Consider the following 13,326-nt stretch of genomic DNA (forward strand, 5'->3'; position numbering starts at 1 on the left):
TCCGAGCACGCGGCACATGAGACGCACCGGCGAGGTGGTCGCATGCTGCTCGATGAAGGCGAACGTCACTTGGGCATCTCCGCGAAGATGCCGATCGCTTTTTTTAGCACGTCGCGCTCCATGCGCGTCCGGTCGAGTTCGCGGCGCAGGCGGGCGATCTCAGCTGCCTGATCGGACGGCGAGGCAACCGGGCTCGTAGGAGCGAGGCCCGGCAAGCCTGCGGGTCGCTTTGGCGGGGAGCCGTCCATCAGCACGGTTCGCCACTGGCGCAGCATGGAGGGCTGGATCCCGAGTTCCGCGGCGACCTGCATCTGCGACCGGCCGCTGCTCTCGAGCAGGGCGACCGCCTCGCGTTTGAACTCGGGGGTGAATTCGCGTCGTGTCTTTGCCATCAAACACCTTCCCCGCCCGTAACGAGCATAGCAGAGGTGTCCGCGAAACCGAGGGAGGATCACCCCGAGCTCAACCCGGTCGAACGGATCTGGCTGTACCTGCGCGAGCGCTTCCTCTCGGCGCGCGTGTTCCCCGACTACAAGGCGATCCTCGATGCCTGCTGCACCGCCTGGAACGCACTCACCGCTGAGCCAGAGCGCATCCGCTCCATCGCCAACTTCCCATACATCGCACGCGTCAATACTTAAGCGCGGCGGTCTTAAAGGTCTGTCCGGTCTTGAACTACGCGAAGGTCTCCCGCGCGCCGGGTCAGCTCTTCGTCTCTCCGAGGGCCGGTATGGCTGCGATGAGGTGGCGCGTGTAGGCATGCTGCGGCTGGCGGAAGATCTCATCCGCGGTCCCGGTCTCGACCAGTTGGCCGCGATGCATGACGATCAGCCGGTCGGCGATGAGCCTCACGAGGCTCAGATCGTGAGTGACGAAGATGTAGCTCATCTCGCTCTCGTCGCGCAGGGACAGGAGCGTCTCGATGACGTGGGCCTGCAACGACGCATCGAGCGCCGAGGTCGGCTCGTCGAGGATGAGCAGTTTCGGTCGCAGCACGATTGCCCGGGCGATGTCGACCCGGGCGCGCTGGCCGCCGGAGAGCTGGTGGGGCATGCTCGCCAGCAGTTGCTCCGGCAGCCCGGCCCGGTGCGCCGCCTCCCGCACCAGGTCCGGGAGCGCGGCCCGCTCGGCTGGCGTCCCGAGGCGCCGTACGGGATCGGCGATCGACCGGAAGGCCGTGAAGCGCGGGTTGAGGCTCGCGAGAGGGTCCTGGAACACCATCTGGATGCATCGGCGCTGCCCGGTGCGGGCGAAATGCCGGCCCGACAGGCCGCTGATGTCCCGGTCTTCGAACACCACGCTGCCCGTGGTCTGGGGGATCAGTCGGGCGATGATGCGCGCGAGGGTGGACTTGCCGCTGCCCGATTCGCCGACGAGACCCAGGATCTCGCCCTCGCGAAGGTGGAAGCTCACCCCGTCGACCGCGCGCAGACCGGTTCCCGGCGGGCCGTAGACCTTGGTCACCATTCCGATCTCGAGGAGCTTGCGCCGGGGCGGCGCCTCCGCGGCGGCCTCGACCCGCCGGACGGGGCCCGCCGTCACGACGACAGTCCCGCATGGCTCCGGATCGCCGCCCGCCATTCTTGCGCCGTCCCCTTGCCGGTGGGCAGGGCATCGATCAGCATGCGCGTGTAGGCGGCCGCCGGGGTCGTGAACACGCGTCCGGCCGAACCCTCCTCGACGACGCGGCCCTTGCGCATGACGCAGACCCGGTCGCAATACTGACTTGCGAGGGCGAGGTCGTGGGTGATGAACAGGGCTGCCACGCCGCGATCGCGGCAGGCGGCCATCAACAGATCCATCACCAGCTTCTGCGTCGTCACGTCGAGGGCGCTCGTCGGCTCGTCGGCGATGATCAGTTCCGGCGAGCAAGCGAAGGCGGCCGCGATCATGATCCGCTGGCACAGGCCGCCCGAGAGCTGCGACGGATAAGCGTCGAGGCGCCGCTCCGGGTCGGTGATGCCGATCTGGCCGAGCAGCGCCGCGATGCGGCCTCGCGCCGCCCGACGGGTCAGGCGACCGCCGTCATGGGCGATCAGGATGTCGCACAGGGTATCACCGACGCGGCGGATCGGGTTGAGGCCGGCCTTGGCGTTCTGGAAGACCATGGCGACCCGCCGGCCGCGGATCCGCCGCATCGCCCGCTCATCGGCGCATAGCAGGTCGCGGCCGTCGAGCCGGACCGACCCGGCGGCGATCCGGGCCTGCGGCGGCAGAAGGCGCATCACCGACAGGCCGGTCATGCTCTTGCCCGATCCGCTCTCGCCCACCAGAGCGAGGCACTCGCCGCGCCCGAGGCTCAGCGACAGCCTGTCGAGGGCGCGCACCGGCCCGTCCTCGGCGTCGAAATGGACGGCCAGGTCCTCGATCTGGAGCAGCGGGTCCATCAGCGGCGCCTCCGGGGATCGACGAGGTCGCGCACCGCGTCGCCGATCAGGCTGAAGCAGAATACCGAGAGCACCAGGGCGAGCCCCGGGAAGGTGACCACCCACCACTCTCCAGACAGCATCAGCCCCGCCCCCTCCTGGATCATCACGCCCCATTCCGGGGTCGGCGGCGCGACGCCGAGGCCGATGAAGGCGAGGCCCGAGGTGTTGAGCACCGCCCAGCCGAGATTAAGGGAGATCTGGACGATCACCGACGGCAGGCAGTTCGGCAGCAGGAAGACAAAGATCACCGCGAGCGGCGTGGCGCCGTTGATCGTCGCCGCCTCGACGTAGCCGATTCCGCGCCGGGCTGCGACCTCGGCCCGGGCCAAGCGGAAGTAGAACGGCACGTTGATGATCGCGGTGGCGAGCACGACGCTCTTCACCGAGTTTCCGAACACCGCCACGAGGGCCATGGCGGCGATGAACAGCGGGAACGCCATCATGACGTCGATGAGGCGACTCAGCACCCGGTCGCCGAGGCCGCCCGCATAGCCGCTGACGGCGCCGAGGGCGGTGCCGGCGACGGCCGAGAGCGACACCGCCGAGACCGCGATGGCGATGTCGAGCCGCGTCGCGACGATCACCCGACTGAAGATGTCCCGCCCGACATGGTCGGTGCCGAACGGATGGGCGAGGGAGGGCGGCGCCAGGACGAGCGGGCTGGTGGCGAGCGGAGGGTAGGGCACGATCCACGGGCCGATCGCCGCGAGGACCAGCAGGAGGGCGACGACCGCGAGGGCGAAGGCCGTGGACCGGCCCTGCCGGGCAAGGACGGCGAGGACCGGGATCCGGGCGGGAGCGGCGGGGCCGGAGGCGGGCGAGGTCACGGGCCGCTCATCCGTTCACGTCGACGCGCGGGTCGATCGCCGCGGTCAGAAGGTCGATGACCAGAGTCAGGATCACGAACATCACCGCCACGATGAGCACGAAGGCCTGGACCGGCGCGTAGTCGACCCCGAGCAGCGCGTTGATCGCGTAGGCGCCGATGCCTGGCCAGGCGAACAGCTTCTCGATCATCACGTTCGCCCCCAGCATGGTCGACAGCACCATGCCCATGGTGGCAAGAACCGGCAGCATGGCGTTCGGCAAGGCGTAGGAGATCAGGATGCGCGCCCGTGTCAGCCCGAAGGCGCGGGCCGTCATCACGTAGTCGCTGTCGAGGGCATCGATCATCGCCCCCCGCATCATGCGCAGGAGCGGCGCCACGGCGAAGATGGCCATCGAGGCCGCCGGCAGCAGCATCTTGCAGAAGGCGCGCCAGGCGAGGCCGGGATCGCCCTCGATCAGGGCGTCGACGGTCATGAATCCGGTGACCCGGGTCGGCGGGATGTCGAAGCCCGGCAGGCGGCCGATGGGTTCCGGGGCGACTCCCGCGAGGTAATAGAGGAGGTAGATCAGCAGCAGGCCGAAGAAGAAGCCCGGCATCGCAGCCGTGGTCGAGGACACGGCACGGCAGGCCTGATCGAGGGCACTGCCGCGGTGGAAAGCCGCCAGGATGCCGAGGGGCAAGGCGACGCCGACGCCCATCGCAAAGCCGAGGGCGGCGAGCTCGATCGTCGCCGGCAGGAGCCGGCGAAAATCCTCCAGCACCGGCTGGCCGGTGAGCAGCGACTGCCCGAGCTGGCCGTGGGCGAGGGCGCGCACGTAGATCAGGAACTGCTCGAGCCAGCCACGGTCGAGGCCGAGCTGTTGGCGCACTGCCCGGATCTCGTCCGGGCCGGCACTGGGCGAGCTGGCATAGTAGGTCGCCGGATCGCCGGGCAGGGCGCGCACCAGCACGAAGGTCACGATCACGACGCCGAGAAGGATCGGGAGCGCGCCGAGGAGCCGAAATGCTACGACCTTCATGAAGTCACCTCCGTTCCGCGGGGCCCGGGTCCGGACCGGCCGGGTTCACGCCTTGACGAGGTGGCGCAGCTCGAGCGCACTGTGGAACATGTAGGTGTAGCCGCTGAGTCCCTTGCCGACCGCCACGTCGAGGAACGGCGACCACAGTGCCGCCATCGGCACCTCCGCCTTGGCGATCTCGATCATCCGGCGCACCTTGGCCTCGTAGCTCGCCCGGTCGGTTTCGAACCGCGTTGCCGCGGCCAGCGCCTCCATCTCCGGATCGGCGAAGTTGCCGTAGTTCCAGCGCGACTTGCCGGTGTAGAAGATCCGGAAGAAGTAGTCCGGATTTTTGAGCCAAGCACTGCCCGCCGCCAGGAACATCGCGAGCTTCTTCTCGGCCTGAAGCGTGCCGATCTGGGCGCCCGGCACCTTGCTGATCGCGACCCGGATCCCGACCTTGCCGAGCGATTCCTGGAGCAGGACCGCGACCGGCTCGGCCAGGGCCGCCTGCCCGGCATCGATCGAGAACACGGTCTCGAACCCGCCGGCATGGCCGGCCTCGGCGAGGAGCGCCTTCGCCTTCGCGAGGTCGGTGTCGTAGGGCAGCGGCACCGGCCACTCGGCCGAGGTGGTCGCGGCCTCGCCGCCGAACCGCGGCTTGCCGCGTCCGTACAGGGCTGCGTCGAACATCTGGCGGTACGGAAGCGCGTAGGCGACCGCCTGGCGAACTCGCCGGTCGTCGAAGGGCGTCATCTGGGTGTTCATCGCCACGTAGGCGACGCTCGCCGGATTGTTGACGCCGATGATGCGGGTCCTGCCGGAGGCCCGCAGATCGGCGACGTCGCGGCCCGACAAACCCCGGACAATGTCCGCCTCGCCGCGCTCGGCGGCGGCCCGGCGGCTCGACGCGTTGGTGGCGACTTGGAACAGGATCCGCGCCTTGCCGGCGACCTTGCCGTTGCGCCATTCCGGGAAGCGATCGAGGACCACCTGCTGGCCCGGCTCGTAGCGGGCGAGCCGGAATGGGCCTCCGCCGGCGACGTTCGTCTTCAGCCAGTCCTGGGCGAAGGGATCGGCTTCGGTCGCGTGCTTGCGGCACAGGGCCGAGTTGAAGATCGCCGGGAACACGATGGCGAGGTTCGGCAACGTGAAGCGGTCGGCCTGCTCGGTCTCGACCTGCAGGGTCATGTCGTCGATGACCGAGAATTGTGCCGGGTCGCGCAGGGAGCCGGAGGCGAGCTGCGCCTTGGCGGTCGGCACGCTCATGCAGCGGTCGAGAGACCACTTGGCATCGCGGGCCGTGACCGGGGTCCCGTCGTGGAAGGTGGCACCCCGGCGCATGTGGAAGACGATGCGGCGTCCGTCGCCCGAGACCTCGTAGCCCTCCGCCGCCTGGCCGACGATCGTGTCGTAATCGTACGTGAAGGCGCCGTCCTCGCCCTCGATCGGCTTGGTGCCGAAGGTCACCAAGCGGTCGTAGACGTTCCAGGTGACGTTCACCGCCGGCGTGTTGTAGCCGGTCCCGGCCGGATCGAACGTGTTGGGCGCATCCTCGAGCAGGACGCGGATCACGCCGGATTGCTGGGCGTGAGCTGGCCCGGCGCCGAGCCGGAGCGTGGCGAGCGAGGCGCCGCCGGCGACGAGGAGGTCACGTCTGTTCATGCGTTGCGGCTCCAGCAAGTGGGGCGGGGCGGATCCGGGTCAGTCCGGGGAGCGGCCGTAGCCGCCGCCGCCGCAGCTCTCGGCAACCACGAGGTCGCCGGCGCCCACGACGATGTTCGTCTTCCCGGCAAGCGTGAGCGTCTCCTCCGAGCCCCGCTCGAGCCGGACCCGGAACGGCGCACCGTCCTCGCCGCCCTCGAGACCGTAGGGCGGCACCACCGCCCGCTCGAACATCGTGGTGAGCGAGACGCCCTCGGCCTGCATCCGGTAGCCGCGGCAGACGCCGTCGCCGCCGGCATGGCGGCCGCGCCCGCCCGAGCCCCGGCGCAGCCGCTGGAACTCGACGGTGATCGGGTACTCGCTCTCGATCACCTCGGCCGGGGTGTTCATCACGTTGGCGAGGTGGACGCGCGTCGCTGCCATGCCGTCCCGGTCCGTCCGCGCGCCCTCGCCGCCGCAATGGACCTCGTAGAAGGTGGACCAGCTCCCGTCGTCCCGGCGCGCGCCGAAGATGAGGAGCCCGGCGGTGGTCGGTCCGCCGGCGCTCATCCGCTCCACGGCGAAGGGGCGGAAGGCCTGGAAGATCGCGTCGGCGATGCGCTGGCAGGTCTCGTGGTTGCCGCCGACGACCGGGGCGGTGGCCCCACCGTCGAGGATCGAGCCCGGCCGGGTCACGACCCGCAGCGGTCGGTAGCAGCCGGCGCTGGGCTGGATCTCGGGGCCGAACAGCGCCTTCATCACGTAGAAGGCCGCCGCCCCGGCGATGAAGGGCGTGGTGTTGATCGGTCCCGGCACCGCGTCGGCGCTGTCCGAGAAGTCGAAGGTGATCTCGTCGCCCGCGATCGTGGCGGTAACCCGGATCGGCTGCGGCGGGCCGCCATGGCCGTCGTCGTCCATGAAATCCTCACCCTGATAGACGCCATCCGGCAGGGCGGCGATCGCCGCGCGCATCTGCCGCTCGGCGCGGGCGTGGATCGCCTCGAAGGCCTCGGCGAGGAAGGGCTCGCCGTAGCGGCGATCGAGTTCGGCGAGGCGTCGCGCCGCGACCGCGGTGGCGGCGATCTGGGCGAGGATGTCGCCGCGGCGCTCCTCCGGCCCCCGGACGTTGGCCAGGATGAACGCCATCATCCGCTCGTCGATCGCCTCCCCGGCGACGAGGCGGACCGGGGGGATGCGCAACCCCTCCTGCCAGGCGTCGATCGCCGCCGCGTAGTAGCTGCCGGGGGCCGCGCCGCCGATGTCGGCCCAGTGGGCGAGGCTGACCGCGAAGGCGTACAGGATCGCTCCCGAGAAGACCGGGCGGATCAGCTTGACATCCGGGAGATGGTTGCCGCCGACCTCCGGCGTGTTGACGATCCAGACGTCGCCCGGCCGCATCTCGGCGGGCGGCACCACGGCGAGGAACTCCCGCACCGTGAAGGACAGGACACCGAGATGGACCGGCACGTCCTGGCCCTGTGCGATCAGGAAGCCGGCCGCATCGGTGAGGGCGGAGGAATGGTCGCCGGCCTCGCGCAGGAGCGGCGAGCGGGCCGCCCGCATCACCACCATCGACATTTCCTCGGCGATGGCGATGAGCGCGTTGCGCACCACCTCGAGGGAGACGGGATCGATGGTCATGCGGGCAGCCTCACGGCGATGAAGAGGTCGTCCCGGTTCTCGCGCCACAGCACGTCGCCCGGCGGCACCACGATGGTCGACCACTCGTCCTCGATGATCGCCGGCCCGGCGATGCGCAGGCCCGCGGGCAGGGAGCCCCGCGCGTAGACGGGCGTCGGATGACGCTCGCCGGTCTCGTAGGTGACGAGGCGCTCGCCCTGCCGGACGAGGCCGCCGGCCGGTTCCGCGGGGGCGGGCGCGGCCCCTGCCGGCGCGGCCTCGCCCGGTGCGGCGACCTCGGTGCGGATGTTGACGAGCTCCCAGGGCTCGCCGGTGGCGTAGCCGTAGAGGGCCCGGTGCGCGGCGTCGAACTGGGCGCCGAGGGCGTCCGGGTCGCCGAGGGCGGGGTCGGCGATCGGCGTCTCGTAGCTCTGCCCGCTGTAGCGGATGCCCGCCACGTGGCTGACGGCGAGCCGGTCCGGCGGGTGGCCGGCCCGGGCCAGGGCCCCCGACAGCTCCGCCGTCTGGGCCGCCACCATCCCGTCGAGCCGGGCCTGATCCCAGGCGGTCGAGCGGACGTTGACGGTCATCTGGCGCGAGAAGCTCATCCGCGCATCGACGCAGCCGAGGGCCGAGAAGCCGGAGGAGAATTCCGGGACGACGATGCGGCCGATGCCGCACAGGCGGGCGACCTCCGCGGCGTGCATCGGGCCCGCACCGCCGAAGGCGATCAGCGCGAAGTCGCGGATGTCGACTCCGCGCTCGATCGTGGCGCGCCGCAGGGCGCGGGCCATGTTGGCGTGAACCACCCGGGCGATGCCGACCGCTGCCTCGGGGACGGCGAAGCCCATCGCGGCGGCGAGCCGGCCGACGGCCGCCTCCGCCGCCGCCGGCGACAGGGTCACGGCCTTGCCGAGGGTGCGGCCGGGATTGAGGTAGCCGAGGAGCAGGTCGGCATCCGACACCGTGGCGGCCTCGCCGCCCCGACCGTAGCAGGCCGGTCCCGGGCTCGCCCCGGCGCTCTGCGGCCCCACCGTCAGGGCGCCGGAGGAGAGCCGCGCGATCGAGCCGCCGCCGGCCCCGACCGAATCCACCGCCACCATCGGCAGGCGGATGCGGCGTCCGCCGAGTTCGCGGTTGAGGGCGATCTCGGCCTTGCCGTCGACGATCAGGCAGACATCCGTGGTCGTGCCGCCCATGTCGAAGGTGAGCGCGTGGGCGATCCCGAGGCGGTCGGCGGCGAGGCGACTGGCCGAGACCCCGGCGGCCGGGCCCGACATGGCGAGCATCAGCGGCCGCTCGGCGATCATCTCTGGTGCCGCCATGCCGCTCGCGGAATGGATCAGGTGCAGCCGGCTCGCCTCCGGCCTGCGCTCGGCGATCAGGGCGAGATGCCGGGTGATCCGCGCCATCATCATGGCGTTGAGCGCCGTCGTGCTCATGCGCTCGAATTCCCGCGCCTCCGGGCTGATCTCGTGGCTGAGGCTCACGAACGGGATCGCCTCGCGCAGGCGCTTCCCGAGCCGGGCCTCGTGCTCGGGATTGGCGTAGGCGTGGATCAGGCAGACCGCGACGGTGTCGAGGCCGGCGGCCAGGATCTCGTCCACCACCCGCTCGATCTCCGCCTCGGTCAGGGGCTCGATCACCCGGCCGTCATGGCCGATGCGCTCGCGGACCTCGAACCGGCCCGAGGCCGGGATCAGCGGCTCGGCCTTCGGCGGCAGGTCGAGGCGGTAGAGGTGGCGGCGCGAGCCGCGGCCGATCTCGATCGTGTCGGAGAAGCCCCAGGTCGCCACAAGGCCCGCCGGGCGGAAGCGCTCCTCGACGATGTCGTTGGTGACGATGGTGGTGCCGTGGACGATCTCGTCGACCTCCGGCCAGGTCAGGGATACCGCCGCGATGGCGTCGATGATCGCCCGGACCGGCTCGGCCGGCCGGCTCGGCGCCTTGCCGGAGCGGCGCGTGACGCCGTCCTCGGCGACGGCGATGACGTCGGTGAACGTTCCGCCGATATCGATGCCCAGTCGCCAGCCCATGCCAATCTCGAAAAACTGAAATTTATTTCGTTTTTCGAATATCACGGGGAGGCTCGGCCGTGTCAAGGCCGGCCGTGGCGAGATCCGGCGCGGCGCGCAGGCGCGCGGATCGGGCCTAGGCGGCTGATCCCGTTCAAGTTCGGTGCCAGGACGGCGACTGGCGCGACGCCGTCAGGATTTCCGATAACCGAAAGAAAAATCCGCGGGAGCGAGCGCGACGGCGGGCTTATGCCCGGGCGATCCGTCGCGTCATGGCGTCCGCGATCCCGCTCCTGGGCGGGGCGATCGGAGGACGAGGCCGGCTCTACCGGGCGCCGCGCAGAGCCTGGGCGAGCGTCCGGGCCGCCTCGGTCAGGGCGTCCTCAACCGTCGCGCGGTCGACCTGCGCGAAGCGCTCCGCAAGGCCGAAGATCGCGACCGCGTAGGCGAGCCCGGTGCGGGCGTCCTGCACCGGCGCGGCGTAACTCAGGATGCCGGGGTCGAACTCGTTGTTGCAGACGGCGATCCGTCGCTCCCGAGCCTCCGCGATGTCTGCCCGGATCATCCGCTCCTCGATCTTGGTCGCCGCCGTGAAGGCTTCGCGCGGGAGCTTCAGGTACGCGTCGATGAAGGCGTCGTCCTGGAGGGAGAGCAGGATCTTGCCCGACGCGGCGGCATGGAGCGGCATGCCGCGGCCGGGCTGGGCGTAGGCCTTGCCGAAATCGTCCGGATGGCTCGTTGCGATCAGCTCGACCTGGTCGCCGGCGAGCTTGGCCAGAAACGCGGTCTCGCCGAAGCGCTCCACCAGCGCCTTCAGCACCGGCTCGGCCACCGTCACCACGTCGGCGCCGCCGCTCATCAGGTGGGCGAGGCGCCACACTCGCTCGCCGAGCCCGAACGAGCGTGCATTGACCTTGCGCACCAGACCGAGGCCGAGCAGCGTGCCGAGCTGGCGATGGGCGGTCGCCACCACGAGGCCGCTGCCCGTCGCGATCTCCGTGAGGCTCAGTCCCTCGGGGGAAGCCGCGAGCAGTTCGAGGATCCGGAAGGACCGGCCGAGCGGCGAATCGTCGGCGTCGCTCGTCATCAAGGGCCTTCCGGAAGCGCCGTTCGGGCGGCGGGTCTAAACGGTCTTCGCAAGAGCGGCCACCGGCTTTGCGACAAAAACCTGCGACACATCAAAAACCTAAGCGGACGAAGCGCTGGCCTGCCAGCGCGGGTCTGCTTAGGGTCAGGCCGCGCGGGCTGTCAACCGAGGCGGCGGCCTGGCCCGCGCTGGGCCGCCCCGCGTCACGCCAGTGTGCAGTAGACCTTCGCCACGATGCGCCACGCGTCCTCGACCTTCAGCAGGGTCAGCTCGTTCACGAAGCGGCGCGGTTGATAGCAATCGCGGACCCGCGCATGGGCCATTGCCGGGCCTGTCACCGTGAGGGCCAGGATCTCGTCGTCGCGGGCATCGCCGCGCGAGGCCGGCGAGGGCCGGCCGGCGACCCGGGCGAGGTACGGCTCGTAGTCGATCGTCGCGACCGCCCCGTCCTCCCCGACGGTGTAGAGGCGGCAGGCGGGATGGAACACCCGCCGGAAGCCCTCGACGTCGCCGTCGTAGAGCGCATCGAAATAGGCCTGCACGGCGGCGCGGACCGCGGGTTCTTCGTTCATCGTCGTTGTCCTTTGTTGGGAGGGGCGGGTCAGGCGGCGCGGTGCGCGTGGTGACGGTCGGCCACCGCGAGGGCGCGGTCGAGTGTGTCGAGGAGCCGACCGAGATCGGCCTCGCTCATCAGCAGCGAGGGGGCGAGGAACAGCGAGGTCTCCTCGCCGCTCGTCCCGATCACCACGTCTTCGGCGAGGGCCGCAGCGGCGACCAGCGAGGCGACCGGTGTCCCGGCCGAGGCGGCCGTCCAGTCCCGCCAGTGCGGGCCGTGCAGTTCGATGGTCCAGTGCAGGCCGCGCCCGTCGACCCGGGCGACGGAGGGGTGGGCCTCGGCGATCGCCACGAGGTTGCCGCGCATCATCGGCTCGAGGGCGGCGACGCGCTCCAGCAGGCCGTCGCGCCGGATCACCTCGAGCGTTGCCAGCACGCAGGCCATGGCGAGGGGATGGCCGCGGAAGGTGCTGTAGGCCTGCCAAGCCGCCCCGTCGAGGCGCTCGACCATGGTGCGCGACAGGATCACGGCGCCGATCGGCGCCCCGCCGCCAGCCAGCGACTTGCCCATCGTCACCATGTCCGGCCGACTCTCGCCGCCCTGGAACGCGAACCAGCGTCCGGCACGCCCGGCCCCGGTCACGACCTCGTCGGCGATCCACAGCGCGCCGGCGCGCCGGGCCGCCCGGGCGACCTGATCCTGGTAGGCGCCGTCGTGGTAGATGCCGCCCTGGCTGTAATCGACGATGACCCCCGAGACGTCGCCGAGCAGGGCCGCCATCTCGTCCTCGCCCTGCTGCGCCAGGAGCGGCACGCGCTCGCCATAGGCCGAGGTCAGGGGCGCCGACAGCACCCGCACCGGTGCCGAAGCCGAGCAGGGACTGACGCGCCCGTCCCGGTGCGACAGGCCGCCGTGCCAGTGCGGCTGGACCGTCGCATCCCGGGCGAGGCCGGTGAGGCCGTGATAGGCGCGCTCCCGGGTCGCGATGGCGCTACGCCCGGTGACCGCCTGGGCGAGAGAGAGGGCGAGGTCGTTGACCTCCGAGCCCGACAGGCCGAAGCGCACGGCGCCGACCCAATCGTGCTCGCCCGCGAAAGCGAGGCCGATCAAGGCTTCGGCCGCCGCCTCGCGCTCCTTCCAGAACCAGCCCTCGCTGCAGGCCGGATACTCGGCCGCCCTGCGGATCGCCGCGACGATGTCCGGGTGGCGATGGCCGAGGGCGCCGCCGGAATTGCTGCCGTCGAGGACCTTCCGGCCGTCGTCGAGGTGGAAATACGAGCCGTCGCCGCCAATCACTGCGACCGGGGCCTCGTCGCCGGCATTGAGGCCGGTCATCAGCAGACGTTTCATGCGGGCGGCTCCTTGCCTGCAGGGTCGGGAGAGCGTCAGGCGGCCGGTCCGGCCACAGGCCGGCGCAGGGAGGCGAGCAGGGCCGCGAGGCCGGACGCATCCGCCACCGGCCAGGCGAAGCGCGGTCCGTGCCGGGCAGCGAGGTCGCGGGCCCGCAGCAGGCCGGCCTCATGGCCGATCAGGTCGAGATAGGTGATCGGGCCTCCGGTCCAGCGCGGGAACCCGGTCGCCTCGACGGCACCGACATTGATCTCGGCCGCTGAGCCGATGACGCCGTCGCGGACGGCGCGCAGCACCTCGGCGATTTGGACGAGCAGGAAGCGCTCCCCGGCCCCGATCAGGCTCAGGTCCGACGCCTGGCGGTAGCGGGACAGGCCCGGCCACAGCCGCCTCGCGTCGCCGTCATGATCGTAGAAGCCGGCGCCGGCGCGCCGTCCGGCCCGGCCCTCGGCCAGCAGCTCCAGGATCACGCGTTCGCCCGGATGGTCCCCGGGCGGCTCCCCGCGCGCCCGCGCGGCCTCCCGCGCCCCGGCGATGCCCTGAGCCGCGAAAGACAGGGAGGCGTCGTCGATGACGGCCAGGGGCCCGGACGGATAGCCGGCCTGGAGCGCGGCGTTCTCCACCAACACCGGCGCGACGCCCTCGCCGACCATCGCGGCGGCCTCATTGATGAACGCCTGAAAGACCCGGCTGATGAAGAAGCCGTGGCGGTCCCGGACCTGGATCGCGGCCTTGCCGAGGAAGCCGGCGGCGTCGTGCGCCCGGGCGAGGGCCGCCGCGGCGCTGCGCCGCCCGCGC

At 71.2% G+C, this 13,326-nt stretch carries 12 protein-coding genes and 1 pseudogene; 1 reads left to right on the forward strand and 12 read right to left on the reverse strand.

Annotation, left to right across the window (positions count from 1 at the left end):
* Positions 1-392, reverse strand: a pseudogene (locus tag VQ02_RS06665) (transposase); the annotation flags it as partial.
* Between the two features lie 36 nt (positions 393-428).
* On the opposite strand from VQ02_RS06665, the gene VQ02_RS06670 reads away from it, so the two are divergent.
* Complete coding sequence (locus tag VQ02_RS06670; RefSeq protein ID WP_083469089.1) at positions 429-641, forward strand: hypothetical protein; 213 nt, start codon at positions 429-431, stop codon at positions 639-641.
* Positions 642-702: 61 nt separating this feature from the next.
* On the opposite strand, the gene VQ02_RS39000 is transcribed toward VQ02_RS06670, so the two are convergent.
* The 11 genes from VQ02_RS39000 to VQ02_RS06720 form a co-directional block, all read right to left on the reverse strand.
* Positions 703-1,542 (reverse strand): ABC transporter ATP-binding protein, encoded by an 840-nt coding sequence (locus VQ02_RS39000; protein WP_053080258.1) that lies wholly within the window; start codon positions 1,540-1,542, stop codon positions 703-705.
* Positions 1,539-2,387 carry an ABC transporter ATP-binding protein gene (locus tag VQ02_RS39005; protein ID WP_053080259.1) on the reverse strand — a complete coding sequence of 283 codons (849 nt, stop codon included), beginning with the start codon at positions 2,385-2,387 and terminating at the stop codon, positions 1,539-1,541. Before VQ02_RS39005 ends, VQ02_RS39000 begins: the two co-directional genes overlap by 4 nt.
* On the reverse strand, positions 2,387-3,217 hold the full coding sequence (locus tag VQ02_RS06680) for an ABC transporter permease (RefSeq protein WP_048443397.1): 831 nt from the start codon (positions 3,215-3,217) through the stop codon (positions 2,387-2,389). The genes VQ02_RS39005 and VQ02_RS06680 overlap by 1 nt, the downstream gene beginning before the upstream one ends.
* A gap of 46 nt (positions 3,218-3,263) precedes the next feature.
* Entirely contained in the window at positions 3,264-4,277 is a 1,014-nt protein-coding gene (locus VQ02_RS06685) for an ABC transporter permease (RefSeq protein WP_048443388.1), read from the reverse strand.
* A 45-nt stretch (positions 4,278-4,322) separates the two neighbouring features.
* Positions 4,323-5,921, reverse strand: a complete 1,599-nt coding sequence (locus VQ02_RS06690) for an ABC transporter substrate-binding protein (protein ID WP_048443389.1) — start codon at positions 5,919-5,921, stop codon at positions 4,323-4,325.
* A gap of 39 nt (positions 5,922-5,960) precedes the next feature.
* Complete coding sequence (locus VQ02_RS06695; protein ID WP_048443390.1) at positions 5,961-7,541, reverse strand: hydantoinase B/oxoprolinase family protein; 1,581 nt, start codon at positions 7,539-7,541, stop codon at positions 5,961-5,963.
* Positions 7,538-9,556 (reverse strand): hydantoinase/oxoprolinase family protein, encoded by a 2,019-nt coding sequence (locus VQ02_RS06700; RefSeq protein WP_048443391.1) that lies wholly within the window; start codon positions 9,554-9,556, stop codon positions 7,538-7,540. The genes VQ02_RS06695 and VQ02_RS06700 overlap by 4 nt, the downstream gene beginning before the upstream one ends.
* 304 nt (positions 9,557-9,860) lie before the next feature.
* Positions 9,861-10,622, reverse strand: coding sequence for an IclR family transcriptional regulator (locus tag VQ02_RS06705; RefSeq protein ID WP_048443392.1), 762 nt, complete (start codon positions 10,620-10,622; stop codon positions 9,861-9,863).
* A 203-nt stretch (positions 10,623-10,825) separates the two neighbouring features.
* Complete coding sequence (locus tag VQ02_RS06710; RefSeq protein WP_048443393.1) at positions 10,826-11,194, reverse strand: nuclear transport factor 2 family protein; 369 nt, start codon at positions 11,192-11,194, stop codon at positions 10,826-10,828.
* A 29-nt stretch (positions 11,195-11,223) separates the two neighbouring features.
* Positions 11,224-12,528 carry an aminotransferase class III-fold pyridoxal phosphate-dependent enzyme gene (locus VQ02_RS06715; protein WP_048443394.1) on the reverse strand — a complete coding sequence of 435 codons (1,305 nt, stop codon included), beginning with the start codon at positions 12,526-12,528 and terminating at the stop codon, positions 11,224-11,226.
* A 35-nt stretch (positions 12,529-12,563) separates the two neighbouring features.
* On the reverse strand, positions 12,564-13,326 hold a 763-nt coding region (locus tag VQ02_RS06720), incomplete at its 5' end, for a 3-hydroxyacyl-CoA dehydrogenase family protein (RefSeq protein WP_048443395.1).

The organism is Methylobacterium variabile, from assembly GCF_001043975.1.
Classification (GTDB): Bacteria; Pseudomonadota; Alphaproteobacteria; order Rhizobiales; family Beijerinckiaceae; genus Methylobacterium; species Methylobacterium variabile.

What these genes read in the sequence shown, in the direction of transcription:
- VQ02_RS06685 (WP_048443388.1), bottom strand. Translation starts at nt 4,277, where the DNA reads ATGAAGGTCGTAGCATTTCGGCTCCTCGGCGCGCTCCCGATCCTTCTC.
- VQ02_RS06715 (WP_048443394.1), bottom strand. Translation starts at nt 12,528, where the DNA reads ATGAAACGTCTGCTGATGACCGGCCTCAATGCCGGCGACGAGGCCCCG.
- VQ02_RS06710 (WP_048443393.1), bottom strand. Translation starts at nt 11,194, where the DNA reads ATGAACGAAGAACCCGCGGTCCGCGCCGCCGTGCAGGCCTATTTCGAT.
- VQ02_RS39005 (WP_053080259.1), bottom strand. Translation starts at nt 2,387, where the DNA reads ATGGACCCGCTGCTCCAGATCGAGGACCTGGCCGTCCATTTCGACGCC.
- VQ02_RS06700 (WP_048443391.1), bottom strand. Translation starts at nt 9,556, where the DNA reads ATGGGCTGGCGACTGGGCATCGATATCGGCGGAACGTTCACCGACGTC.
- VQ02_RS06705 (WP_048443392.1), bottom strand. Translation starts at nt 10,622, where the DNA reads ATGACGAGCGACGCCGACGATTCGCCGCTCGGCCGGTCCTTCCGGATC.
- VQ02_RS06690 (WP_048443389.1), bottom strand. Translation starts at nt 5,921, where the DNA reads ATGAACAGACGTGACCTCCTCGTCGCCGGCGGCGCCTCGCTCGCCACG.
- VQ02_RS06695 (WP_048443390.1), bottom strand. Translation starts at nt 7,541, where the DNA reads ATGACCATCGATCCCGTCTCCCTCGAGGTGGTGCGCAACGCGCTCATC.